Origin of the sequence: Bacillus sp. BP-3 (assembly GCF_028401955.1) — a bacterium.
Lineage (GTDB): Bacteria > Bacillota > Bacilli > Bacillales > Bacillaceae_G > Bacillus_A.
The window spans coordinates 271,225-297,813 of sequence record NZ_JAQOTJ010000002.1 but is presented as its reverse complement, the minus strand read 5'-3'; the positions used below and the strand labels follow the sequence as shown (position 1 = coordinate 297,813).

Annotated in this window: 25 protein-coding genes and 2 pseudogenes; 9 read left to right on the top strand and 18 right to left on the bottom strand. The window is 35.3% G+C overall.

All coding sequences use genetic code 11. The features are described 5' to 3' along the window. Nucleotides 1-6: 6 nt before the first annotated feature. The gene (locus tag PLX19_RS04510) at nt 7-864 is read right to left on the bottom strand and encodes a YitT family protein (protein WP_272187306.1); all 858 of its coding nucleotides are present in this window, start codon (nt 862-864) and stop codon (nt 7-9) included. A 105-nt stretch (nt 865-969) separates the two neighbouring features. On the opposite strand from PLX19_RS04510, the gene PLX19_RS04505 reads away from it, so the two are divergent. Both PLX19_RS04505 and prsA read left to right on the top strand, forming a co-directional pair. Beyond that, entirely contained in the window at nt 970-1,101 is a 132-nt protein-coding gene (locus tag PLX19_RS04505; RefSeq protein ID WP_090915794.1) for a DUF3941 domain-containing protein, read from the top strand. Between the two features lie 192 nt (nt 1,102-1,293). Beyond that, on the top strand, nt 1,294-2,145 hold the full coding sequence (gene prsA, locus PLX19_RS04500) for a peptidylprolyl isomerase PrsA (RefSeq protein WP_272187305.1): 852 nt from the start codon (nt 1,294-1,296) through the stop codon (nt 2,143-2,145). A 40-nt stretch (nt 2,146-2,185) separates the two neighbouring features. Here prsA and PLX19_RS04495 read toward each other — a convergent pair whose 3' ends face one another. Further along, entirely contained in the window at nt 2,186-3,040 is an 855-nt protein-coding gene (locus PLX19_RS04495; RefSeq protein WP_272187304.1) for a CvfB family protein, read from the bottom strand. 359 nt (nt 3,041-3,399) lie between these two features. Between PLX19_RS04495 and PLX19_RS04490 the strand changes: the two genes are divergently transcribed. Further along, nucleotides 3,400-3,891, top strand: a complete 492-nt coding sequence (locus PLX19_RS04490; RefSeq protein WP_272187303.1) for a YajQ family cyclic di-GMP-binding protein — start codon at nt 3,400-3,402, stop codon at nt 3,889-3,891. A gap of 56 nt (nt 3,892-3,947) precedes the next feature. Here the strand turns inward: PLX19_RS04490 and PLX19_RS04485 are convergent, their stop codons facing one another. Next, nucleotides 3,948-5,291, bottom strand: coding sequence for an alpha-amylase family glycosyl hydrolase (locus PLX19_RS04485; RefSeq protein ID WP_442869023.1), 1,344 nt, complete (start codon nt 5,289-5,291; stop codon nt 3,948-3,950). Between the two features lie 221 nt (nt 5,292-5,512). On the opposite strand from PLX19_RS04485, the gene PLX19_RS04480 reads away from it, so the two are divergent. Both PLX19_RS04480 and PLX19_RS04475 read left to right on the top strand, forming a co-directional pair. Further along, nucleotides 5,513-6,787, top strand: a complete 1,275-nt coding sequence (locus tag PLX19_RS04480) for an ammonium transporter (RefSeq protein ID WP_272187302.1) — start codon at nt 5,513-5,515, stop codon at nt 6,785-6,787. A gap of 197 nt (nt 6,788-6,984) precedes the next feature. Then, on the top strand, nt 6,985-7,212 hold the full coding sequence (locus tag PLX19_RS04475) for a hypothetical protein (protein WP_272187301.1): 228 nt from the start codon (nt 6,985-6,987) through the stop codon (nt 7,210-7,212). Nucleotides 7,213-7,622: 410 nt separating this feature from the next. Here the strand turns inward: PLX19_RS04475 and PLX19_RS26120 are convergent. Beyond that, nucleotides 7,623-7,715 (bottom strand): annotated as a pseudogene (locus tag PLX19_RS26120) (aspartate--ammonia ligase); the annotation flags it as partial. A 206-nt stretch (nt 7,716-7,921) separates the two neighbouring features. Between PLX19_RS26120 and PLX19_RS04470 the strand changes: the two are divergent. The 4 genes and pseudogenes from PLX19_RS04470 to PLX19_RS04455 all read left to right on the top strand — a co-directional run bounded on the left by PLX19_RS04470 (nt 7,922) and on the right by PLX19_RS04455 (nt 9,732). Continuing rightward, on the top strand, nt 7,922-8,755 hold the full coding sequence (locus PLX19_RS04470) for a helix-turn-helix domain-containing protein (RefSeq protein WP_272187300.1): 834 nt from the start codon (nt 7,922-7,924) through the stop codon (nt 8,753-8,755). Nucleotides 8,756-8,848: 93 nt separating this feature from the next. After that, a pseudogene (locus tag PLX19_RS04465) lies at nt 8,849-9,055 on the top strand (LexA family protein); the annotation flags it as partial. Nucleotides 9,056-9,069: 14 nt separating this feature from the next. Then, nucleotides 9,070-9,327, top strand: coding sequence for a hypothetical protein (locus PLX19_RS04460; protein ID WP_272187299.1), 258 nt, complete (start codon nt 9,070-9,072; stop codon nt 9,325-9,327). A 72-nt stretch (nt 9,328-9,399) separates the two neighbouring features. After that, entirely contained in the window at nt 9,400-9,732 is a 333-nt protein-coding gene (locus PLX19_RS04455; protein WP_272187298.1) for a hypothetical protein, read from the top strand. Nucleotides 9,733-9,901: 169 nt separating this feature from the next. Here the strand turns inward: PLX19_RS04455 and PLX19_RS04450 are convergent, their stop codons facing one another. The 14 genes from PLX19_RS04450 to PLX19_RS04385 all read right to left on the bottom strand — a co-directional run bounded on the left by PLX19_RS04450 (nt 9,902) and on the right by PLX19_RS04385 (nt 26,584). Further along, nucleotides 9,902-10,135 (bottom strand): DNA-binding protein, encoded by a 234-nt coding sequence (locus tag PLX19_RS04450; RefSeq protein WP_272187297.1) that lies wholly within the window; start codon nt 10,133-10,135, stop codon nt 9,902-9,904. 602 nt (nt 10,136-10,737) lie between these two features. Continuing rightward, a complete protein-coding gene (locus tag PLX19_RS04445; RefSeq protein WP_272187296.1) occupies nt 10,738-11,745 on the bottom strand; it encodes an ETX/MTX2 family pore-forming toxin in 1,008 nt (335 codons plus the stop codon). A 673-nt stretch (nt 11,746-12,418) separates the two neighbouring features. Next, entirely contained in the window at nt 12,419-13,438 is a 1,020-nt protein-coding gene (locus tag PLX19_RS04440) for a GH25 family lysozyme (protein ID WP_272187295.1), read from the bottom strand. An 84-nt stretch (nt 13,439-13,522) separates the two neighbouring features. Beyond that, nucleotides 13,523-13,924 (bottom strand): hypothetical protein, encoded by a 402-nt coding sequence (locus PLX19_RS04435; protein ID WP_272187293.1) that lies wholly within the window; start codon nt 13,922-13,924, stop codon nt 13,523-13,525. Between the two features lie 83 nt (nt 13,925-14,007). After that, complete coding sequence (locus PLX19_RS04430) at nt 14,008-14,496, bottom strand: phage holin family protein (RefSeq protein WP_272187292.1); 489 nt, start codon at nt 14,494-14,496, stop codon at nt 14,008-14,010. Between the two features lie 31 nt (nt 14,497-14,527). Further along, nucleotides 14,528-14,698, bottom strand: a complete 171-nt coding sequence (locus PLX19_RS04425; protein ID WP_272187291.1) for a hypothetical protein — start codon at nt 14,696-14,698, stop codon at nt 14,528-14,530. Then, nucleotides 14,682-18,497 (bottom strand): phage tail protein, encoded by a 3,816-nt coding sequence (locus PLX19_RS04420; RefSeq protein ID WP_272187289.1) that lies wholly within the window; start codon nt 18,495-18,497, stop codon nt 14,682-14,684. The genes PLX19_RS04425 and PLX19_RS04420 overlap by 17 nt, the downstream gene beginning before the upstream one ends. A gap of 1 nt (nt 18,498) precedes the next feature. Then, nucleotides 18,499-20,484, bottom strand: a complete 1,986-nt coding sequence (locus tag PLX19_RS04415; RefSeq protein WP_272187288.1) for a pyocin knob domain-containing protein — start codon at nt 20,482-20,484, stop codon at nt 18,499-18,501. Nucleotides 20,485-20,499: 15 nt separating this feature from the next. Next, the gene (locus PLX19_RS04410; protein ID WP_272187287.1) at nt 20,500-21,327 is read right to left on the bottom strand and encodes a phage tail domain-containing protein; all 828 of its coding nucleotides are present in this window, start codon (nt 21,325-21,327) and stop codon (nt 20,500-20,502) included. A gap of 3 nt (nt 21,328-21,330) precedes the next feature. Next, the gene (locus tag PLX19_RS04405) at nt 21,331-24,702 is read right to left on the bottom strand and encodes a DUF2207 domain-containing protein (protein ID WP_272187286.1); all 3,372 of its coding nucleotides are present in this window, start codon (nt 24,700-24,702) and stop codon (nt 21,331-21,333) included. 265 nt (nt 24,703-24,967) lie between these two features. Continuing rightward, nucleotides 24,968-25,312, bottom strand: a complete 345-nt coding sequence (locus tag PLX19_RS04400; RefSeq protein ID WP_272187285.1) for a hypothetical protein — start codon at nt 25,310-25,312, stop codon at nt 24,968-24,970. A 4-nt stretch (nt 25,313-25,316) separates the two neighbouring features. After that, nucleotides 25,317-25,904 (bottom strand): major tail protein, encoded by a 588-nt coding sequence (locus tag PLX19_RS04395; protein ID WP_272187284.1) that lies wholly within the window; start codon nt 25,902-25,904, stop codon nt 25,317-25,319. After that, complete coding sequence (locus tag PLX19_RS04390) at nt 25,905-26,237, bottom strand: hypothetical protein (protein ID WP_272187283.1); 333 nt, start codon at nt 26,235-26,237, stop codon at nt 25,905-25,907. It abuts the gene before it with no gap. Next, nucleotides 26,234-26,584, bottom strand: a complete 351-nt coding sequence (locus PLX19_RS04385) for an HK97 gp10 family phage protein (RefSeq protein ID WP_272187471.1) — start codon at nt 26,582-26,584, stop codon at nt 26,234-26,236. Before PLX19_RS04385 ends, PLX19_RS04390 begins: the two co-directional genes overlap by 4 nt. Nucleotides 26,585-26,589 lie beyond the last annotated feature (5 nt).

Here is a 26,589-nt window from a genome sequence, read left to right as displayed (position 1 = left end):
TTTTTATTAATCTTTACGGAACAATCCAAACACCCCAACCGTTTCGAGAATGTTTGTGAATGCACCTGGATCTACTTTTTTTATAATTCTTTCTAATTCATATAACTCATAACGAGTAATAACAATCATTAACATCTCTTTATTTTCATTTGTAAACGCACCTGTTGCTGGAACTGTGGTAATTCCTCGAACTAATCGTTCATGAATTGCCTTTCGCACCTCAGCTCCATTTTTCGTTACAATTAATGCCGTAATTTTCACATGACGCGTATGTATGGCATCAATAATACGCGAAGATACATATAATGTCACTAACGTATAAAGAGCCTTTTCCCAGCCATATAAATAACCGGCCAGAGTAATAATAATCGCATTAAACAAGAAGAAATATGTTCCGACCGGCTTATCTTTTACTCTAGATAAAATCATCGCAATGATATCTAAACCACCTGTTGAGGCTCCAAACTTTAAAGCAAGTCCTACTCCTACTGCAGAAATTACCCCTCCAAAAATGGCATTTAAAATAATATCATGAGATACCGCTTTTACTGGCACTATTTCTAAAAACAATGTCATAAATGCAACGCTTAAAAAACTAAAGAATGTGAAGGACTTCCCTACTTTTTTCCAAGCTAAAATAACAACCGGAATATTAAACAAGCTAAAAAGAACTCCCGTTGAAATATGTATTGATAGAAAATCTCCCAACACTTGCGAAAGTAATTGCGACAATCCAGCAAAACCGCTTGCGTACACTTTCGCAGGTGTTAAAAACAAGTTCATTCCAATCGCATTTAACAAACCAGCAATGATAACAACGACTAATTTCTTTGTAAGCTCAGCATAGTTCAGTTTTAAGTCCATATCTTCCAGTCCACCTTTATATAAATTCCATCGTATACATTATACATAGTCTTAACGAAAACGGAAATGATAAACGTACAACCGTTTTGAAGGGAGTTGAACCATATGCCTCATACAAGTGACAACGACAAAAAAGCACGTGATAACAACGCAAAGCGCACGCAAAAAAATGAAGAGCAACAAAAAAATATTCAGCAAGGAAAACGCGCTTACTCCAAAAAGACAGATCATCTATAATATGCAACTTTCATCAGTAACCAATTCTTATAATTTAGACCAGAATCCTCTATTTCATATAAACAAACCCTCATCGTACATCGACATTTTGTTGATGTACTTTTTTATTTTTACAAAAGTCATCTCGAGTTCACATCATGTTCACTTCCTTTTTCTACAATAGTAATAACAATTTTCGGATGAGGTGTTTACATGAAACGAAGACAATTATTTATTGCAGCAGCGACGCTCGGTACATTAATGTTAGCTGCCTGCAATCCAAAAGATAGTTCCGATCCCATTGCAACTTCTACTACTAGTACGATAACAAAAGGCGAATTTGATAAGGCGTTAAAAGAACGCTTCGGAAAAGATATGCTCTATGAAATGATGGCACAAGATATTATGACTAAAAAATATAAAGTATCCGATGATGAAGTTGATAAGGAATTTAAAAAAGTGAAAGACCAAGCAGGCGATAATTTTAAAACGTTCCTTGAAAGTAATCGTATGAAAAACGAAGACGATTTAAAAAAGCAAATTCGCTCTAGCTTAGCTATTGATAAGGCAATCAAGCAAACGATAACTGAAAAAGACATAAAGGCTAGATATAAACCAGAAATTAAAGCTAGTCAAATTTTAATAAACGATGAACAAACGGCTAACGATATAAAAAGACAATTAAATGGCGGTGCATCATTTGAAGAATTAGCAAAAAAATATTCAGAAGATACGGTTTCAAAAGATAATGGTGGAGATTTAGGTTACTTCGGACCCGGAAAAATGATACCCGAGTTTGAAGATGCAGCTTATAAATTAAATGTCGGTGAAATAAGTGAACCTGTAAAATCATCAAAAGGCTACCACATTATTAAATTGACAGACAAAAAAGACTTAAAGCCATACGACGAAGTAAAAAATTCTATTCGCAAAACACTTGAAACTGAGCGTATACAAGATAATACGTGGCGCCAAAAAGTATTAATGGACGAATTAAAGAAAGAGAATATTAAAGTTAAAGATGATGACTTAAAAGATACTTTTGCACGTTTAGGGCAATCATAAAAACAGCCGAACAAATTACATTTGTTCGGCTGTTTTTCTATTACTTTTTAAAATATGTCCAACCTTCTTCTTGATAAACCTTTTCTTCTTTCATCAATTTACCAAGAGCACGTTTGAAAGCTGCTTTACTCATCTGAAAACGCTCCCCGATATCTTCTGGGTGGCTCTTATCCCAAAATGGCATTGCACCGCCGCGGCTTTCCATATACTCATAAATAACCGCTGCATCATCTTCCATTCCTTCTTCTTTACGAGGAAGAAGAGAAATGTTAATCGTTCCATCTTCTTTCACATCGATAATACGTCCTGTTACGCGCTCTCCAATACGCACTTGCTCTTTGCGCTCAGAACAGTGCAAAAATGCACGGAAATGTTCATCCGTTAAAACAAACGACCCTACTTGCAACGAACGATACACACGACCATTTACATTTTTATTACGCATAGACGGCGTCGCCTCTACTACAATTTCTTGCATGTCCGCATCTCTTGCCGGAAGAGCAATTAAACGGCCGCGATTTGTTAGTTTTAATGTACAATATAACTCATCGTCCTCTTGCGGCCATACTGGTGTATAAATTGGAAACTCATCAGCTGGAATTAATATATCTTTCGAAACACCGATATCAACAAACACCCCTAAACGAGGCTTCACTTCCACAACTTTTACCCAATTCCAGTTTTCCGTTGTAATAAGCGGTGTTTTCATCGTTGCCGCTAAACGTTCTTGATGATCATGATATAAAAACACATCAATCGTGTCGCCTTCTTCAATTTCTCCAGCTACCTCATTTTTATGTAAAAACACTTCATCTTCTTCGTAACCGACCATATATCCAATTTCTGTTTCGCGTAAAACCGTTACTTCTTCAATCGCTCCTGGTTGTAACTTCATATATTTACTTCCCTTCTATATAATTTATCTTATTCTAACGGGTGATATCTTCATTGTTTCCTACTGTAAAAATATCCGCACCGATAACAGCTTTATTTTATTTTTTTTATCATTCCAAACAAAGTTTCATTATACACGTTTTTTCCTTTATTTGTCCAACTCGCTAAAATTCTCTATAATAAAGTGAGACTTTAATCATTGAGGCGGTCTTCTTCAATAATTATTAGTCGAACCAACCTGGCCTTTATGGGCTGTTTATCCCGCCTATCCTACGAATGTATTTCCCGCTATACTTTAAGTGGGATATTACAGCCTGTTAAGGCGGGGTAGAGGTGGAATTTAATTTGGAGGTGCTTATTATGGCAAAAGATAGTTCTTTTGATATTGTTTCAAAGGTAGAGTTTCCAGAAGTAACAAACGCTATTAACATCGCATTAAAAGAAATTCAAAATCGTTATGACTTTAAAGGAAGCAAAAGTGATATTAAATTAGAAAAAGAGGAAATCCTTTTAACTTCTGATGATGAGTATAAACTTGACCAAGTAAAAGACGTTTTGATTTCAAAATTAATTAAGCGTGAAGTTCCGATTAAAAACTTAGATTATGGAAAAGTCGAAAGCGCTTCTGGCGGTACAGTACGCCAACGTGCAAAATTACAACAAGGCATCGATAAAGAAAATGCTAAAAAAATTAATAACATTATTAAAGAATTAAAATTAAAAGTAAAAACACAAGTACAAGATGATCAAGTTCGTGTAACAGGAAAAAGCCGAGATGACCTACAAGCAGTTATCTCAGCTGTACGCGGAGCTGATTTATCAATTGACGTACAATTTATCAACTACCGATAGTCATACATAAAAAAGAGCTGACCAAAATCCACTTTTTGGTCAGCTCCTTTTATATTTCAATACGATTCCGTTCCTTTTCGTTTCTTTACCAATACAAGAAAGATGATAAATAACACATTCACACCTACTAAAGCGGCAATAAACGACCAGTTCCACCCTGACTTTCCTGCAAGCGCATATATATTTGCAGTTTCTCTTTTCAGCACAATGTAATATTTTCCGTTCTCTTCTCGCACCCTATCATCTTCTAACAATCCGCGCAGCTCATGATTTTTCCCAAATTCATTTGCAGCAAGTTCCACTTTTTTTGTTTCTGTGGTGTTATTAATCGCGATAAATGTTGTTTCATCTTTATATTTGCGCCTTATTATACTCATACCATTTTTATCATATAATAGTTCAAATGTTCCATAACGAAGAGACGGTAATGTTTTGCGCAGTTCTCCTAATTTCCCTATATACTGCAAAAACTTCTCATCTGATTTAAAATCCATTAAACGATGATTATCAGGCGCTTCTCCTCCATCTAATGCAATTTCCGTACCGTAGTATACAAACGGAATGCCGGGTGATGTATATAAATAGGCAAGCGCTAATTTCAAGCGGGCCGGTGGAAAATATTTATTTTCTTTTGCTTTTCTAACAAAACGCTCCGTTTGGCTATTATCCACAAACGTTCCTTCCAAACTAGCACCGCTGCTTTTCGTCACATCATGCAATGACTTTACAGAAACGTTCGGCTTTGCAAACACATCTATCATACGCTGCTGATAAGCTTGACTCAATACTCCTTTTACCCCTTCTATTTGCGTATCCGCTATTACAAAAAAGTTTTGTTTCACACTCTGCATAGATGTACTCACTTCATTCAAAACTGACTGCGGAATATTTTCATTATGTATCAAATGATAACCGTCTATATCCGTCTCCTTAATCCATTGTTTCGCATATTCAATCGTCCCCGTTTTATCTTCATTATTCACTACAAATTCAAGCATCACTTTCATATCTCGCTTATGTGCTTCTTGGACGAGTTGCTGCATATCCTTCATTGTACCAAAATGTTCATTCATTTTTGTTATATCAGTTGGCTGATACCCATCATAACCACTACTTGCAGCGGGCGGCGACAGCAATATAGCAGTAAATCCCATTTCTTTTATATAATCCAGTCGTTTTATAATCCCCTGGATATCTCCTCCTTGATATGCTTCTAAATTACCCGTATCAATCCCTTTATCATTTCTAGAATCACCATTATTAAAACGATCAATCATAATAGAATACACAATTTCATCTTCCCACGGCCTCATTTCTTTCGCTGACACATGAATAGGTAATTGAAATACAAACAATAGACATATAAAACATAGAATATATTTCCCTAACTCCCTCTTCACATTGCTTCCCCCAAATTTTCTAATTATAAGAAAAGTATAACAATTTATATTCCTCCCGTATACTAACGCATTTAAATAACATAGAAATACGACATGTTACATTTCCTTACATAATGAATTAAATTTTCAGAAAAACCTGTTGATTTATTTTTATTTATTGAATATGATACTAAATATATTCATTTGATGTTAACTTATATTACATCATAGGAGGGAAAACGATGCATATGGAGGATACAGTATTTCTTTTTTTAGCCACCGTCATGGTGATGATTATGACACCTGGGCTTGCTTTATTTTACGGGGGAATGGTCCGCAGTAAAAATGTACTGAGTACAACGATGCACAGTTATAGTGCCATGGCAATCGTGTCTATTCAATGGATTTTCATCGGTTATTCTTTAGCATTTGGACCTGATTGGAATGGACTTATCGGTAATTTTGATTGGTTTGGTCTACAACATGTTACGTTCACACCAAATGAAGCCTACAGCGCAACAATTCCACACAACTTATTTATGATGTTTCAACTTATGTTTGCAATTTTAACTCCCGCTTTAATTTCCGGCGCATTCGCAGAACGCATGCGATTTTCCGCTTTTCTTATCTTCATCTTACTTTGGACGACACTTGTATATGACCCCGTTGCTCATTGGGTTTGGGGCATTGGTGGATGGCTTCGCAATCTTGGTGCACTCGATTTTGCAGGAGGAAATGTTGTTCATATTACATCAGGCGTGGCTGGTCTCGTATTAGCTATTTTCCTTGGAAAACGAAAGGATGCTCACGACTCTTCGCCGCATCATTTACCATTTACAATTCTAGGAGCGGGGTTATTATGGTTTGGCTGGTTCGGCTTTAACGTCGGTAGCACATTAACATTAAATGATGTTGCCCTCACCGCTTTTATTAATACAAATACTGCTGCAGCTGCTTCCGCGCTCACATGGATGCTGACAGAATGGTTCTTCCAAACAAAACCAACTGTACTAGGCGCCGCTTGCGGAGCTGTTTCTGGTCTCGTCGCGATTACACCATCTTGCGGGTTCGTCACACCACCCTCCGCTCTTCTCATCGGCGCAATCGGCGGTGCCCTTTGCTTTTTGGCAATTTATTTCTTAAAACATAAGCTCGGTTACGACGACGCGCTCGATGCCTTTGGTTGTCACGGTATCGGGGGAACTTGGGGCGGCATTGCAACAGGACTTTTCGCTACAACATCCGTTAACAGCGCAGGCGCAGACGGACTATTTTACGGAAATGCTGCACTTCTTTGGAAACAACTCCTCGCAATTGGAGCGACCTATACATTCACAGCTATAGTGACGTATGTAATCATTAAAGGAATTAGTTTATTTCTCCCCGTTCGTGCACATGAGCATGAAGAGACAATGGGGCTCGATCTTTCCCTTCACGGTGAAAGGGCATATGAACAAATTGATACTCCATTTATTGGTAATATTTCAGATGGAAAGTTAAACCATTCTCATAAATAGCTCGCCTTTAAACAAAATTACAGAAAGAGGATTTCATATTGAAATCCTCTTTCTAAATCCACATTATCTAAAATAGATTCATAAAGCTATTTAATAGGTAAGCTACCTAATTTGATTAAAGGTACGCTCTTTCCCTATATATAGGGCATAACATATAAAAAGAATCCAACTACTATAAAGGAGTTCTATGAATCATTATGATAAATCCGGTTTTTAACACCACAAGACAAGCAGGTGTAGGTGCCGCCGTCACATATGGTGCTGCACAACAGACACTTCATGCAATTCACCAAATGATGGAAACAGCTCCTCTTTTTGCACATGTCGTATATCATCATGTTATGCCCCATCATGTTGCACATCATTATGTCATATATCCAACTGATCTCTCAACAATTCCGTTTGGTTCAACATACTATCTCTGAGAAAAGCCTACTGCTCCCTTAGAGATAGTACGTTTTTAGGATTCACGTCTTCATATAAAGTGAAACTTCCTTTAGTGGGCGCCTTTTCCACTGAAGGGTAGTTGAACCAAGCGGGCTTTTACGGGCCGCCTAATTTCTTTGCTTCCACTAAATTTTGAGGCGGGAGTATTACTGCCCGCAAATAGCGGGATAAATTAGGGGGCAACTATTACACTTGTCCTTGTATTATTTTTAATTTGCGGTCTGTGCATCCAATAGGTTTGGAAATCTATTCGTTCTAATCGTGTGTAGAAGGAATAAAAGATATTTCAATCTGTGACGTATTACCTTAACAACAACGGAAGAGGAAAAAAATTTCAAATACCCTTATTAGAAACAAGGTCATAGCTTACAGGCTATGACCTTCAGTTTTAGTCCTTAATATTTATATTATACTCCTTAAACCAAACATGAATTTGCCCTAAATGCGCCAACAATTGAGGGCCCGTCATGAGCTGCCCAAACTCAAGGCAACTACAATTTAGGACAAACAAAAGAGCACAGCGTGTCAATAAGGTGCTGGTAACACTTTATTAACCGTCCGCCTGATCTACCCAGGCAAACACTTGCTGTACTCATATGGCTATTTTAGTACATATGGGTTTTATTAGCAACGGTTTGCTTACACAGGCCGTTGCTTTTTTGTTTCCGAAAAGGAGACAGGACTATTATGGAAAAGAAACGCATTGACGTTATAGCAAGTGAAGAATCCTTCCACAACTTATCATCATTTAAAGAATTAGAAGAACTAAACAAAACTATTCGTACATACAGAGACGTTATTAAAACGTCTGTTAGACGTGCCGATGTACAATCTAGACTCATTACATTACTTGAAATTTTAAAACGCCATAGCTGCAAATATGTAGGTGTTAGTTTCATGTGTAAGAATAAGCTTGCTGACATGTTAGAAGTTTCATATAAAACTGTACAACGTTTAATGAAGAAACTTGTGGACCTGGACATGATAAAGCAAGTATCTATGAAACGTAAATCTGATATGCTGCAAACTGCTAATGCAATTGTTATTCAACCTATTGTGGAAGAAGTGTCCAACAAGACACCTATTGAAAAGTCCGAGAAGTGTCCGACCAATAAAACAACTTCTATTCCCTTAAAACAAAATATAAAAAATATAAACAAACGTAATAGTAATGAGAATAGCAATATACCGATTAATAATATCCAAGAAGCTGATTTTGTGTCTCATTGGGTACCAGAACGTTTTGCTTCTTTAACTAGCTCTTTTTATACAGAATCAAAAACAATTCAAGAACTGTGGAAGGTCGTAAGACAGTGCAACAGAGTTATTAACTATACAACAGGTGATACAGCATTTAATAAAGACCAGGAGATTGAAATCGGTGTACATGCTATTAAAGAGTTTGTTATGAAGGTGAAAGCTAATGTAAAAATGAAAAATGGTATGTTCGCTTATTTCAACGGTATTGTAAATAACTTGATGGACAAGTTTTATTTTGATAAAGAGTTTATGGGAGCATAACTCCTAAACGAAATACGAACAAGTGTTTGATTTTTTAACACTAACTTGTTATTATATGGTTAGATATTCCATACATAAAGCGAGGTACGCACCATGAAACCATTAACAAGTAGACAAGCTGAAATATTAACTTTCATCCAAGAAAGGGTCATTGAAAACGGATATCCTCCTACTGTTAGGGAAATCTGCAAAGCAACTGGACTCGCATCTAGTTCCACAGTGCATGGACACTTAATGCATTTAGAAGAGAAAGGATATATTCACCGTGATCCATCCAAGTCACGTACTATTAAAATCTTAAAAGGAGAACTTATATGATTACCAATCCAGTAGCATACGAAAAAGACCAATTGATTAGAGATATTTATTCAAAGCAAAAAGATATTGCAGCTTTATTATTAAAGCATGAAAATCGTCAAGAGGTTGCGCACCTTGTTTATAAATGGCATTCTCATAAAAACTTTTTTATGCGAAATGCTGCCATTACAAATATACATTTAGATGAACTAAGAGAAAGACATGAAAAAGTTACTCAATTACTTGAGCAAGTAAAGATGTATACAATCAAGTGAAATTTTGATAAATAATACCACTATATCCAAAGTTTGATATAATGGATTTATTATTTCACTGGAGGTAATTTTATGGACTCTAACACAGTTACATCGTTACAACTTATGCAACAACTACAACAAGCGGAGGCTGCTGCCGGGAACAGATTAATATTAAAAAAAGTAAATACAACTTTCGATGCAATATTTATTATGTCTGCAATTCTTACAGGCATCCTTACGCTGGGACTATCTCTTATATTATTTGCAATTATTTATGTAATAAAAGAAGCTTTGACTAAAACATGTTTAGTAAAAAATGTAGCTACAGGTGAAAAGTTTAGAGTCGATAAAAACGAATTCAAGCAATACAAGAAATCATTTAAATCGAAAGAAAAAGAAGTTAGAAAAATATCTGATTTATAATCATATTCAAAGGACGGTATAACTAATAATGAAACAACGTTCTAACTTTATGAAAGTTGTTAGGTCGATATTTAAAGCTACACGCTTGATAAGTAAAATCTTAAAGCCCATATTACGTGCATTATCTAAAAGTCGATAACAGGATGGAATCATAAAAAAAGAGCCCTTCTCACATGAGAGGGCTTTTAGCTTTATTTTTCTTCATATCTTTTCTGTCTAGTATGTCTTGTTTAAAGAATAATCGATCTCGGGGCATTTCCTTAATGGGGACTAATTTCTTTTCTGTAACAAGCTGGTGTATATACTGTCGTGAACATCCAAGAATGCTTACGGCTTCGGTAGTATTTACAGTTTCTTCAGATATAAATTTTACAAGTTCTTCTTTGCCCTTGAAATTATACATTTCACTTCCCCTTTCCAAGTCTTGAAACTACAATGTAAGTCAGAATGACTATTGCCCACAAAGATAAAACACCTGCATAAACATAATCAAATGTACTCATATTGCTAAAGTCCGTAGATATCAAAAATTGTCCTGCAAATAATAAGCATAAAACGTTTAATACAATAAGTTTTTTTGACATAGCATTTAGAAAGATGATATTTTATTTAAGAAGCCTAACCTAGTAGCTAGGCTTCTCGTTGGTTTAGCGTTTTAGATGTCTTGGAAGTCGTCTGTGGCGGACTCTCTTCCCTCTACGTCTAGGACGCTTTTTTGTTTTCTTCTTAAATCTTTCTTTCACATAGCTTTTGATTGCCTTCACTGTTTTATATGTAGTAAACAATGATGTGAAAATCTTCAAGTAAGGAATCCACTTGGTAGATTCAAGAAGAAAACTTATTAAGCTGTTCATCATCTTTCTGTTTTCACCTCCTTTTCTTTATACTCTTATTATACCATTTTACTTTACGTAAGTAAAGTAATTTATGTTAATTTCTTCTATTAAAATGAAAAAAGTGCATAAAAAAAGAGCCAACACCTAAGAGTTAGCTCTTTTAATTACTTTAGTTTTCTTTTTTAACTTCTGGTTTTACTTTATAAGTATAACCTTCGTTAGTTGCCTTGGTAGCTCCAGCAACCGCGCTTCTAAATTTAGAAGTGGATGAACCAGGTTTCGTTACAGGTCTTACAGTAACAGAAAATTCTGTTCCATATTCAGCTGAGTATTTCCCTTTTCCTTCCAAGTAAACTTGTGTACTATTAGGATCAACACTTTTTATAGGAAACTGCTTTCTTACGAATGGATCGGCCGCTATAGTATAAAATGGAATTTGACTCACATATGGATTATTAGTCTCCCCCTCTATATAACCATCCAATTTAGTTAGAAGTTTTACATTTCCATTTATTTTAGCAGTATTTAAGTTTACAATAACTTCTACAGCAGAATGTGCCGGTACTGTAATATTTTGTGGACTAGCAGTATACGTGTAACTTTCAGTCTTTGTATTCTCATCTGTTTTTGAAAAATTATATTCAGTAGATATTTCAACACTTGTCTCTCCAATAAGTGGAATACCAAATGATGCAGAAGCTGTTACTCCTAAGTTAAAGCCATTTGTAACAGAACTAGTAACAGAATTTTCAAACGTCTTAGAGAATTCATCCGTAGTAAGAACTTGATCTCGGTCTGTATCATTATTTAAAATTGTCTTCCCAGCAAATAAACCTTTTGAATTAGTGATGACAGGAGAGCCGTCTGCCTCCACTGACGATTGGTAAACTTGACCTAAAACAACGTCCTTCAAGGGTACATCTTTATACGCTATTCCGTAATACGTTGGATATAAACCATGAGCTGGGGACGGCGTTTGAAGGAATGCATATGCCTTTTTGAAAGGCTCCTTCCAATCTACTATACCTACACTTTCTTGTTCTTGTGCCATAGCTTGAGTAGGACTAATTTGAGCAGCACTTGCTGAATTTGGTGATGCAAATGCAACCGATGTACCAATAGCACCAATCATCGCTAAAGATAAAATTTGTTTTGTCTTCTTACTAGATTTCTTCATATCGTTATCTCCCTTTATTAGATTACATTTTCGTTTATATTTACAATATTTGATTTTTCTATTATTCTATAAGATAGGATGAATTTTATTAAGGGATGCCGTACTAGTTACGGAATATTCCCTTAATGCTTTTTCTGAATTTTCCGTCCATTGAATTCAGAATAACAAAATGTACATATTACAATACTATTTACCGATCTCAAAATACAGATGTAAAAGAAATGAAAGATTGTTTTTATTTCCTTTACCTTCATTGGATGTAAGGACCTTACACCCTCATTAAAACACCATGTTTTTAATAAGTAAATCATAAAATTTAACCCTTTATTTCTTATTATATAATTTTTTTAATGCAGTCCCAAAAATTACATTATATTAAGAAAGCTATTACACCCACTTCTTTCCCTAACAATAATAATTTTAGTTTGATATAACTACTCGAATTATAATAATTTCAATTTACAAAAGTTAATTTTTTACAAAAAAAATATTTATAATATAATTATATAACATTCCACCTACCATTTTCCTTTTTTTACATATGCATAATTGCATAGAAAAGAAGGCATATCAATCATTAAACACCATATATTTGCCCTTAAATAATAATTATATTTCCTACAAAACAAAAAGCCCTGATACTCGATTTAAGAGTATCAGGGCTTTCTTTTAGTTACCTAAGCCAATTTACATAAGACTCATCAAAATACATACAACCTTCAACACCCTCGCCCTTTACATAAATCCAGTTCTCATAACGCCAATGCACATCATACGCTGAACGTTTAGTAATTTGGTTAATAACAGGGTCTCCTAATGATGCACCTCTACGTAAGTTGATATTGGTACCATTTACCCAAACGACACCTTGTGATTTTCCATCTTTATTAATTTTAACGGTATCTTGTCGCATCCAGTTTTCAGTGTCTACTTTGTACCAGAAATACTGACCATCGTAATGCCAATCATAGTATGTGTGACCTTCATTTTTCACAGCTTGTCTTCTTACAGGTGAATCTACACTAGGTTGTTCACGAATGTTAGCCACATCAGCTGTAGTTGTAAGATATCCTAAAACGCCATCTTGTGGAGGAGCAAGTTGAGAATCATTTCCTATAAACCACTCTAGTGACTTATCGCCAATAAGTTTATTTACATCACATTTGCCGACACCTTCTACATAACCGCCTGTTGCATTATCAGCATATTGCCAAATATCACAAGGATATGCAGGTTTTTTGCCGTAGCGTGGAATCCAAAGGAAATCAGCTTGTACATTTTGTAATCCATAAGAGCCGTACATATGATGAGATACATAGAAACCTACTTTCCATCCTTCTGCTTTACAAGTATCAATGAATGCCTGTGATGCTTTTGCTAGATTAGTAGCACCACAGCTTGCTAGAGTGTCGTCTTCAACGTCTAAAACAAGGAATTTAGCGTTTTTACTCACACGATTCATAAAGTCTTTTGCTTCCACAATTGCATCTTCCACAGATACATAGCAACCATATGCATATGCCGCGTGTGGAATACCTCTTTCTTCTAAGTTCTTAACATGATCTTTGTATAAATAATCCACTTTATTTGAACTATATTGCACTCTACAGATTGCTAAATCAAGATTTGAAGCAGCTACGTCCCAATTAATAGAGTCATTGTATTTTGAAATGTCTACGATATTTTTAGTCATTAGTCATTATCTCCTTTTTTATGAATATAAAAAGAGCACTCCTAATCGGAATGCCCTGCATACATAATGAATTGAGTAATCGATCTACTTTGTTTTTGATTTTAAAACTGCTTGCTCGATTGTAGATTCAATCAATTTTTCTACATTACCGACTTCTTTTTCCAACAGTGGAATAAGTTGTGCACCTTGCTCTTTAATCGCTGATACAGCATTTGCTTTTACTTGATTAGCTAGTTCTGGTGTCCATCCACCTTTCATTTTCACATCTGAAACCATACGTTGCGTAAAATCAGCTACAACGGACTCAGTTATTTTATTAAGAGTATTTAGAGAATCTGCTACTACAGTCGCTGTTTTAGCGTCTGTATGAGCTTCAATATAAGATTTAATTCGTGGTGTTAACACACCGATTCCAGTTGTGATTACAGCGCATAAAATACCCCCTAAAGCTTGTACTACTTGAGTTTCTAAAGTTACTAATGACATATCAAATTCCTCCAATTTGTTTTTGTTTTTTTCCAACTTACAAAATAAGCACTGTCAATTTAACAGCGCTGTAACTAAAAATACTAATTTCTGCTTTTTCTAGATTCTGAACGTCTTATTTTCGCTTCAATTTCAGAAGAAACACTTTTTAATAAACGTGATGGAATCCATTTTTCCCAACCAACGCGTGCGCAGTTAGCTGTAAAACTATTAAAGATGTGATAGACTAAACCGCCTGTTACCGCAAAGAAAAATATGTCTGGTAGTTTAAAACACATATCAATCACATGAGCAAATGAAGGCAAAAGAAAAAGCACTACAGCTCGTGCAATGCCCTCAATTCCATATTCTGATGCATATGTCCCATCTTTCTTCGCTACTTTAATACCAGTAATCCAATCCAATACCACAATCCAAATTAGTGCTGTAATCCAAATTAGATTAGCTTGTCCATATAGAAAACTAATAAAAGTTCCTAATCCCCCAGAAAGAGCAGCGGCTACTTTGAACTGTGGATCACCAATGACATCAGTAATATTTAATGTCCTCGCAAGACTATTAATTCGTTCCAAATCCTCACCTCCTTTCAAAATAAAAAAAGCCTTACTTATTAGCAGACTTTGGTTTCAACTTCTCATTTTCTTCTATTAACTTTTGATTTTCTGCTTCTAGTTCGATTACGCGAGCTAGATAAATGTTTTTGTCGTGTGTGACCGCACTTAGTTGTTCTTCCACCACTTTTGCATACATTTCTGCACTAGCTGTTATTTTCACTATTAATCACCTTTTCTAATTGTTTTTCTATTTTATCTAGTCTAGCATCAGTTTTAATTACATATTCCTTTAATGCCGCCATATTAATGGATCCCATTCCATATACATCAACACCAGTTCGATTTTTATCTGTCAATTGTGATGGAGCATCATCAGCTATAATGCCATAGTGAATATTGATATCATTTATTGTTGGTAATTCATCATCGTCTTTTCTATCAGCACGCTTTTTATAAAGTTCTTCCATATCAGATTTATAATAATATTCTTTTATTTCGGCTTGCATAACAACATCTAAAGCACTAAATTGTAAATCTTTTATTCCTGTTTTTAGTTTTCTTTGTGAAGAGTTTCGGAATGCAGCTGCTGCTATACCCTTTGGGCCAGAACCACTTGCATTTTTAACTTGAAAATCTCCATCCCATCCGTCATCGCAACATAACATTGACTTATACATGGTTAAATGTGAACCGACATCCTCAGTAACCAATTCATTCTTATAGTTTTTATTCATGTTATACAAATAAATTGCATTTGACGTTATCTTTACAAATTCTGCATTTTGAGGGTTATCAAGGGTCAACGTTGGTTTCCATCCTTGAGTTGAATCATAAGATTTTGCGGAGATAGACTTTCTTTGACCTGTGTCCAATATAGTAAATGTAGACGCTCCGTATGTTGCTTGATCATTACCATTGTTAAGGTTCAATCCCCATGATGCAATTTCTACAGAATTTGCTTGCGAACCGTCTTCTTTATAACCCTTACTATAAAAAAGTCCCTTTTCTAAACCTGTAACAACTTTCTTTGCCCATCGATTCCATTCAGCTGGAGTTTGAAATCCTTGTGTAAAGATTCGACCATTCGACATCTCTGTAAAATTATTATTATCGTTCGGATCTTTCGCTCTAATAGTGATACCTTCAAGAAGTTTACCAGCAATTGATTCTGCTGTAACGGCACCAACTAAGTTAATGCGTTTTGCTTCAATTTTTATTGTTTCAGCTGTTTGGTTAATGCTCGAAACTATATTACCGACTCTAACTGTGCTTAAAATATCTTTTTCAGTAACACTGATACGTGATTCCATTTCTTTTACATAAGCACCTGTAGCATACTTCCCATCACTTTCAGTACGTGTATAGACTTCCGTCTTTTTAGCTGCAAGGTTAATGCCTTCTTTTGTAGCGGAAATCTCGCGGTCAATTTGTTCTGTTTTCTTGTTGTAATCAGCTGTAGCTACTTTTTCAGCAATCTGTCCTAATAATTCATCTCTACCAACCACATCCATTGCATTCTCAGTAAACTCAGATGGTTTTGTTCCACGTTGTAACATCATTTTAGACGCCCATAACTTACCATTTCTTGATACAAAGAACATCGCATTTACAGTTGCAGTTCCTGCTGGTGCTTTAGCAGTTAAAAACGATTGTTTCCAAACATTGTTTTCCATATCAATAGCTTTACCTGGGAAAAATATTCTTTTTCCAGCAGTATCATAGAAATTGATACAAATGATTGCACCTTTATCAAATTTACTTTTATCATCGGTCATGAACCAACCAGACATAACGAAATTTTCACCTTCAGATGCTGGAACATTTTCACTCGTTCCACCTCGCCAAGAATCTGCTGTTAAACCATTTTGATTAGACAAGATACTATAGCAACCGTTATAAGTTGTATTTGTATCCCGTGTAACACTAGCTCCCAATGTCCAATGGCTTGCATCTTTTCTCAACAATGAATTTTTGATCAAGTTATCCATCCCTAAGCTACTAACATAGTTACCAACCTCTGTAATGGATACTTTCGCTTTTATCGATTCTGCTTGTGTTTCAAGTGTGGATTGCGCCTGTTTTATTTGTTCACCTTGTGTCGTTTGTGTTTTAGAAATACTTTCTACACTTTGTTTAATAGAATCGGTTGTACGGGTTAATTCAGCTGTTTTCTGTTCGAATTGACCTTGTTTTTGTTCAACGCTCGTTAATTTCTCAGTAATTTGCCCAGCCTTTTCTTCAATTTCAGTTGTTTTTTTAGATAGATTGCCAACAGCCGTTTTTTGTTCATCCACAGTTGTTTGTATATCTGTGATAGTACGAGTGTTACCTTCTGCGGTTTGCTTTGCTTCATTTGCGACTTTTGATACAGAAGTTAGATTGTTTCCTAAATCAGTAACATTTTGCTTTGTGGCCATTTGACTGATAGCTGTATCTGTCTGAGTAAATTTAGTTCCTATGTCTTCAAACTTTTTAATGTTTCCATTCTTATCTGTTTCGTATATTTGTTTACTCACAAAACCTTCAAGCTTCTTATCACTTTCTTCTTTCGTGTAAACTCCGCTTTTATCAGCTTTATCTTTTAATTGACTATCAAGCCAATTTTTATCAACTTTACTTTGCATATCAGATACAATCTGTTGTATTTCCTTATTCGTCTTTTCCTCAGAAGCTTTGATTGCACCTTCAATATCCGGAACGATTATATCCCATGTTTTCCCGTTCCATTTCTTCAGAACACCAGGCTTACCTTTCGATGTATCCAACCAAAGTGTTTTACCAGGCTCAAGATTAGTTGTTGGTTCCGTATCACTTTCAATAATTGTAGTTTGAAAGTTCTTTTGGTTTTCTTTAACAAGCTCAGCAAGTTTCTTTGCTGCTTCACTTTCTTGCTTTGCTTCTTCGACTTTTTTATCTGTTATAGCATTGATACGGTCTGTATAATTATTGGATTCCTCTAATAACCTTTGATCTAATTCTTTTACTACAGAAAGAATATCCGCGGTCCATTTCTTTTGCTCTTCTGTACGATCCACAAGTTCATCTCGTTTGTTACTAAACTCATAATTATTTGGTGTCTGCTCATATGGATAACGGGTACGCTTTACTACACGTACATCAAAATCCATATTGTACTTGTGATGTTGAAGAATTGCTTTATCTCCGACCTTTGGCTCATTTGAATCATCGAAGTTTGCTTCTTTATGGTCCACAGTGATAGAAACAATAGGGATATCATTAACAGCTGCCTTACATTTTTCCAACGCTGTTGCATTGTCTTTTACACGATCATCCTCAATATTATCAGCCTGTCGAAAACGAATAAGTTCCGGCATCTTGTATTTAAGAGGTGATTCATAATAATACGTAAATTGTGGTCCATCTCCCTCTTCTTTAGATGGCTTATGACCAAGTAATAAAACAGAGAAGTAACAATTTCTATCATCTGTTGTTTTCTTAATGGCATTTACGTTGTAACCAAATTTATATAACTTGTCCGTTGTTTTACCGATTCTATCCGCAAAAATAACAGTCATGTTATCGAAGATACATTCAATATCAAAACGATCCAGTAGCTTTCGAATCATTTTCATTCGACTTTCGCCACCGAAGTTATCGAACTGTAATTGTATTTTTTTTGAGCAACGATTGATATATTTGAAATTACTTCCCTCAAATGTGTGGGCAAGTCCTTCTTCTATTGAAAAATAACCAGTAACCTTCTTTTCTTGTGTTTGCAAAGATAGTTCCGCACCAACTTGTATCGCGTCACAATCTTTAAATCCAAGTTCATCTTGTTGATTGACTAAAATAATATAGTACTGCCCTTCAAAGATAAGTAGATTCCTATCTTCTACATACGGATAAACACGCCTGTTTTTATTAGTATCTGGAACTTCGAAGCGAATAGAGGACGGTTCATTCTTGCCCTCTATTACTTCAAAAAGTTTCATATCAACTAAATGAAATTGTTCACCCGTTGATAACTGTTCAATCTTAGGTCTTTCCACTCGCTTCATACTACCAACCCACTTCTAAAACATTGATTTGATTATTGTGATTAGAACCAACTTGAGAGAAGGCCCCACCTTTAATAATTACATTCGCAATAATACTATCTTGTATGTTCTCTACTCGTAATGTTCTGACTTGGACATTTGAAAGAATCGATCTAAATACTTTTTTATTCCCATTATCAATAGCTAATTCACCTATGTGGACATCAGCACGGGAATCCCAACCATTTTTATTGTTGTATTTGACTGTTCCACCGTTTAGTCCCCAATCAAGGGTAAAGTAATTCCAAATACCATCTTCCCAACATTCTTGTATGTCTGGATTGGTAATTTTAGCGCTAAACCCATAATCTGTTGTGATACCTTTTGCAAACGATCGAATAACAGGATTGGAAATCCGAACATTTTTATACTGCGGTGCATTGTCGCCTTCCTTACTTTTGAACCAAACACCACGGGATGTTTCTTTACTTTTACCATTTCGAATATTAACACCTGTTATTGTAAAATCTTCACAAGTATCATTAAGAATTTGGAATACTAAGCCATGTCCAATATCATTTCCGACTACTTTTTCTGTTTTGAAATAAGACATATTATTGAACAATCCAAGTTCTTCTAATACATTTTCACCCTGAACGTTATAAGTGATATTCTTATGAATCACTTTGTCTACTGGTGCAATTTCAGCTAGTCCTTTTTTTACATTTTTCAATTTGAGATTAACAGTTATATTGTCACAAGGTGTCATATCATAAGGCTTTGTATTTTGGTTCATAAGCGTATTTTTATCATTGAATACATAAATACCTACCGTTGCACCTGTCGATGTTGTGGCAGTACAATCCACAGCTTCTATGTCTATTTCTGAATCTTTCACAGCATTAAGAGCGATGTATGATTGTGATTCCCCACCATTTATAATTTTTGTATCAATCACAATATCTTGACAATGAGATAACACAAATATTTTTGCATCCTTTGTCTTTTTTAGATCAAATACTCCACCTTTAAATACGATGCCTCTTGTTTTATCGTACCCGCCAATATTAACAACATCTTTATTTGTAAAAAACGTTGTACTTCCTGTTTTTAATGTAAATACAGCATTCGGATCTGCACGAATTGTTATGTTGCTTGGAATTTCTAAATCACCAATCATATATGTTCCAGATGGTACATCTAAAGTTTTTCCTGCTGATTCGTTTAATGCTTTTTGGAATGCTGCATTATCATTGCCATAATAATTAACACTGTTATACGGAATCATTGCTCTAATAGCTGCATCTAATGAAGGTTGAGTACCCTTAACTTTATTAATTTCATTCTTGATATCATCATAAGCACCAGCCAAACCAAGCTGCTTCCATTCCGTCCAAATTCCTTTGACTTTCTTACGAACATATAGGCTGTTATCTTCTGCACTGTGAAGACAGTATGCAATTTGCATACAAGCGAAATCGCTAACATTATGCGAATACACTTGAATATACCAACCATAATTATTTTCTTTTGGAGAATTTTTAAGTTCAAATCCTCTGTAATAACCAGTTTTAGTAATCAAATTAAGATCGCTGGCATCTGTAAGTTTCACAGAATAACCTTCATCATCAGTTAATTTAATTCGTTGAAAACTATCTGTATTATCTAGTTTAGTTTTGATTTTCTGATTAAAATCATATAAAGTCCTTTCGCCTAATCTCGCTGTAGTCACTTCATCAAAATTGGATGGTTTTGCTGCTAAGAAATCCGAAATCATTTTTTTGACTACATTTAAAGAATTGGCGTCTCCACTTGCTATTAAAGACTGTAAATTAGCAACATCATTAATTTCTTTGTTTGTTAAATCTAAAAGAGCTTGTTGAACCTTACCAATAAAATTGTTGTTGTTCACAAGCTCTACATATACGTTATCTATTTCTAAATTCAATTCTTTCCGTTCATCGGCAGATATAAGAGTATTTATATAATATTTTCTTGATAAACTCATGGCATTCGCTCCTTTCTATAAATAATAGAATCTTGTATTTACTTCACACCAATGGAACGTAGACGATTCAATTTTGATTTGATTTATGCCAGGCACAAGATGGATTTCTCCTGCATCAGCATGGCGTACCAAATTACGGCCGTATTCGTCTTCTATGTGAAGTCCTTTTATAACAATGATTCCTTGTGATACAGCACCGGGATTGTAAATGGTTAAAGAATCATTAGTAGTAAAATTAGTAATCTTTAAGTAACGCGGATCACATTTAATCCGCCATGTTATATCATGTTGGGCTGGGTTAATTTCCATGGAACCAATATTTTTAAAATAAAATATTTTCTCTTTGAATGTATAATCGTATTTATCATCCCATTCTAATCCCATGCCCCATGCGAATTTATTCGTATCCCATTCCTTCGCATCTAGTGATGTAAAGATACTTTCGCCAAAACCATCCGGTATGGAAAATTCAACAGTAATTTCAAATAATAAAGAACCAGGTGGACGGTTAATTTTCATGTCTTCATACTCAACACGTCTTCGTATGCCTGGTTCCCTCGAATAAATAATATAAAAATCTTCTAACCTACCAAATAAAGCGTATAGTTCATTTCTCTTTTCATATACTCCCTCAATATCTCCTGTATCCACAAGAATTCTTAATTGACACCCTCGCTCTGTATAGCTTTTATTGTAATGATGAACACCAAACTGTCCTTTTATTTTCATCTTATCTGATTCTTTTCGAGGTGGATCTACTGTTAATTCTAAAGTTTCTACATTGTAATCTTTTTTAAGGGAGCAAGTTTGTCCATTCTTAAATAAAATCATTGTATCTGGCATTTACTATTGCCCCCTTTTTAGCAAGTTTATATTATCCTCACGAATATTTTCTTTTCGTACAACTCGTTGCACTGTACGACCATCCACAACTATAGGTTGATCTACAGTAAGTTGTACAACTATGTCTTTTGGAGTTGAATCTATACCAGACATTCCTGCATATGAAACATTCGTTACAGGCATTGCATTTTCATTGAGTGATTGTATGTTACTAGCCATAGTACGATTCATATTCGCAACTAATTCTTTAATTGTACCCGTGATACCAAGTGATTTCTCTCTTGATGATAGCGGCGTAACAGATACCTTGTTTCCCTTCTTAGTAAATAACTCTGGTCCAGCTTCACCAGCTATGAATTGACCATCTCCAAGAACATGACCACCTGTGGCCAACATTGGAACATGTGGAATTTTTGGTGCATCAACACCAGGTATTTTGTTTAATAGATCAGCTGGTGTATTAAATCCATCTATGAATTTATTAATCATTCCAATGATAAAATTTATTGTCGTTTTGATACCTGACTTTATACCATCCCATGCTCCTAAAACACCTGATTTCATACCATCAAAAGCACTACTTACAGCATTAGTAACCCAACGGACCGGGCCCATAATTGCTTCTTTTAGACCTTCCCAAATAGATGATGCTGTGGACTTAATCCCATTCCAAACATCTGATAAAACAGAACTAATTCCATTCCAAATACTACTACTTGTACTACTTATCCAATTCCACACAGTTGAAATAACATTTTTGATTCCATCGAAAATACTTGTTGCTGTAGAAACAATGCCATTCCATAATCCAGTTAAGAAACTAATGATTTCATTCCACACTGTACTTGTTGTTGAACTAATTGTGTTCCATGCTGATATGATGAAGTTCTTTATAGATTCAAAGATTGGTGTAACAAAGCCAACAAGTCCATTCCAAACCGATGATAAAAAATCGGTTATTGCTTGCCATACTTCACTTGTAGTGGAACTAATTGTATTCCAAGTATCAACAATAAATTGTTTTACACTTTCAAAAATAGGAGTAGCAAAATACAAAATAGCTGTCCAAATTGCTTGTAAATACTGTGAGATGAAATTCCAGACAGTTTGTATAACAGATGAAATTCCATTCCAAATCCCCGAAAAGAAATCCGCTATCCCTTGAAGAATTGGTGTTAAGAACTCAACAATCCCATTCCATATGCTCATAAAGAATTCTGATATAGTTGTCCATGCTTGAATAAAGAAATCGCGAATACCATTTACTGTAGATGTAAATATCTCTACAATACCGGCCCAAAGTTCAGAAAAGAAATCCTTGATTCCATTCCACACACTTGTCGTCACTTCAACAACTTTTCCCCAAACCTCTGAGGCTATATCCACAATTCCCTTCCACAAGTTAGAAAGAAATTCAATAATCGAATTCCATATATCAATTGTCTTTTGTTTAATAGAATCCCAGTTTTTAACGATTGCAATGACCAAAGCGGCTACTCCAGCGATAATCAATGGAACAACAGCTACTATACCTACCATCGCTCCAGCCGCTGCTGCTGCACCTAAACCGAATATACCCATTATGCTAGATAAAGTGACAAATATAGGAGCAAGCGCTAAACAGGCCCCGGCTATCACACCTATAACTGTAGCTATTGTCGCTAATGTTGCTGCTAATTGAGGATTTTCAGATATCCACTCAGCAAATTTACCAATTACATTTGCAATAACAGCTAATACTGGTTCAAGAGCCATCTTTAAATCAGCCATTGCCTTTTGAAACTTAACAGCTGGTGATGCATCCAGTTTTTTAACAGAATCATTAAGTTGATCTTGATTCTTTTTGAAATCAATAGTTTTATTTCCCGCTTCTATCAATGTGTTTGTGATGTTCTGGCCTTGGTCTTCCCACATTGTACCAAATAGCTTAACACCTATCTGATTTCGTTTTGTTTCATCTTCAATTCCAGCTAACGCTTTAGCCATCTCTGTCATAGCTGCCGAACCTTCTTTACCGCCTTTAGCTACAGATTGACCCCACTTTTCCAACTGCTCAGCTGAAATATTAGTACCTTCTAAGGCCTCTTTCATAGCTTTGTCGACACCTTGTCCAAACTCAGCTGCTTTAATGCGACCTTCTTTCAAACCATCTAGTAAATTATCAATATTCCATGTGCCAGTTTCAACACCAGCTTCCATAATGGCTTGGACTTCCTCAGCGTTGTAGCCTGCTCGTGTTAGCTGAGCCCCATATTCTGAGATTGTATCTAATTGTTCTGGCGGAAATCCTACTCTTAAAAGAGCGTCAGTTAATCCAACAGCTGCTTCTTGTGAGATACCAACTTCAGAAGCAATTTCATTTGTTTCTTGAATCAATTCATTAAAATCAATACCAGAATACGCTTGAGAAATAGTAGCTGCTTGTTTAACAATAGCTGTATTTGCTTCATCAGAAGCCGTCTTATTTAACGCCCATTGACGTCTGACACCTTCAAGCGCAGCTTCTCCATCAACTCCATATGCTTCAATACCTCGCACAGCTGATTCTACTGACTTTTTAGATTCCTCAGGAACGTTAAATGATATATCGATTTTCGTTTTTAATTTTGATGAATCTAATGCTGTTTCAATAGCTTTATCAATTCCACCGCCAGCGACCGCTGCACCTAACATATTTTCTAAATCGATATCAAGTTCTTTAAACTTTTTACCTGTTTGCTCTGCTTCTTGTGACAACTTTGATAATTCTTTTCTTACATTCTCTACAGAATTACCATCATCGATAGTTGCAAGAATCTGTTTCATCTTTTCAAGATCTGTTCTTGTTCCTAATGCTTCCACACCGATTTTATTAATTGCATCGTCAAGCTGTTTAGATGACGCTGTACCGCTTTTAATAGCGTTGACTAATCTACCACCTAAAGCACTAGAAAAGTTATCTACACTTGTACCTGTGGCTTGAAATAATGATTCTAGTTGTCTTGTGGAAGTAGCTATACGACCTTCTTCAGCTTCCATCTCTTGCATCGAGTTTTGCAGGCTTTTCAGATGGTTTTCAGTTGCAATTACTTCACGGTTAAACGCCCTGTACTGTTCTGGTGATATCTTACCTTCTGCAAATTTTTGATTAATCTGCGTTTGCGCTTCTTTTAGCTTATTTAGCTTTTCAGTTGTTACTGTTACTTGCTCAGCTAATATTTGTTGCTTCTGTGCAAGTAATTCGGTGTTTCCAGGATTAAATTTCAATCCACGTTCTACTTGCTTAAGTTCTTGAGATAAATCCACAGATTGCTTTGTAACATCTTTAAGAGCATTACCTAATTTCGTTGTATCTGCACCAAGTTGTATCGTAATCCCTTTTATTGATTTATCCACACATTCACCACCTTTTTATAAAAAATAAAAATGACCACCCGTTGTATAGGTAGTCATTTTTAGAATGAGTCGTAATCTTTTTGTGAAGCTTTTCTCACTTTTTCTTTTTGCGGATTCTGCAATTCAATATATTCACTAATGTAATCAAGGCACATACCGATTGTCATTTCGTCTAAATCTGAACTTGTAAGCTTACATTTATAACACAATGCAAGGAACGTCTCAGTGGTAAATCCCTCACCATCATCAGTCCCTTGTTCATCGCTTACATCTTTTTTTTAGATTGCATAGAAGCCATTAACATATCTTGAATTTCTGGAATGATTTCATAAATTGGGAACTCATCGAACCCATCTAGCCAGGTAATTGGATCTGGAATTGTTGGGTCTGCTGTTTTCGCTAATACATAAGTAAAGTTATAGAAAACATCCATATCCAATAAACTGAAATCCATATTATCTAAATCATTCATATCTACATTCATTAGTGGATATAGTTTCATTAGTTCCGAAAAGTAATCTTTTCCAAACTGCGCTTTATATCGCTTAGGAGTTCCACCTGTACTTTTTAATCGAACTTGTTTACCATCTACTACAATTGTTTTTTCCATCTAATTACGCTCCTTTTGGTGCTGCTGGTGTTTTTACATACACTTTTTTGTACCAATTATCATAAATTGCTTGAGTTGTTTTGGAAGTTGTTTTCGTTTTTACCATACGTCTTCCATTAAGTTCAATAGGACTAGATACAAATTTCAATTCATTTGTATTAGGCTCCGCAGAATTCGTTTTGGATTTAGATGCAAGCGTAGGGCGACTTGCTGAACAGTTGTACATAACATGACGAGTCGCATTTACATCACCATCAAACTCAAATAATAGTGCGAATGGTTTTGTTTTCGCATCAGCTAATTCATTTAATACTCCGTCTTCTGCATCTAATTGCTCACCAAGCGCATCAATGGCAAATTGCTCTGGAATAGTAGCGATATTTAATGTTCCATCATAACCTTGGTTATTACTTGCGGAATAATAAAGCATGTCATCTGCATAGAATTCAATCAGATCTCCGCGTGGATCGAATGTTAATTCTACTGCACCTGGCATTTTAATCAATGATCCAAATGTAACTAAACTATCTTTCACTTCGTACGTTGCATAATGAACGTTTTTTAAGCCGAATGTCACTTTATTCTCATTCACTTAAATCAACCTCACTTCATAAAATTTTTGAAATAATTTTTCTGATTCAATAAATATCTCAAATGAAGATTCATAAGGAATCTCATGTTTATCTAAAACATTTTCAAGTTCGGCTTCTGCAACCAAATCTTTTTTAATTGTGTAAAGCTCAATATTGATATCATTTATTTTGTGATAGACCTTATTGTCAGCCGTCATGTTAGATGAGCCGTCCACAAGGATACAAATATAAGGTGGCGATGGTACAGGGTTACCAGGCGTTGCTGTAAAATGCGAATAAGCCACAGGATAACCTGTAGCATCAAGTATCTTTTTCAATTCAACTAGCGTCATCCTCTTATCGCTCCTTCAACTTCATCCAAGTACTCTTGTATTACCTCTTCTTCAACTGGCCGAATATGAGGAATTCCGGATACACGTCCACCACCAGCCTTCACGTGACCATTTTCAAGTAAATGAGTAAGTTGGTAATGAGTAGCATTATGAATGAAAACGGCCTTATCAACCTTTTTAACCCGCCAACCTTTTCGATATTTACCAGTCAATTTCGGTCTATTAAGGCTCTTTAATTTACTAACTCCACTTTTTGCAATTTTCACCTGTATTTCCTCTACTTTTTCTTCAACTTCTCTTGTATATGCTGCTACTTGTCTAACAATCTCATTCGCTAAATCGTTAATACTAG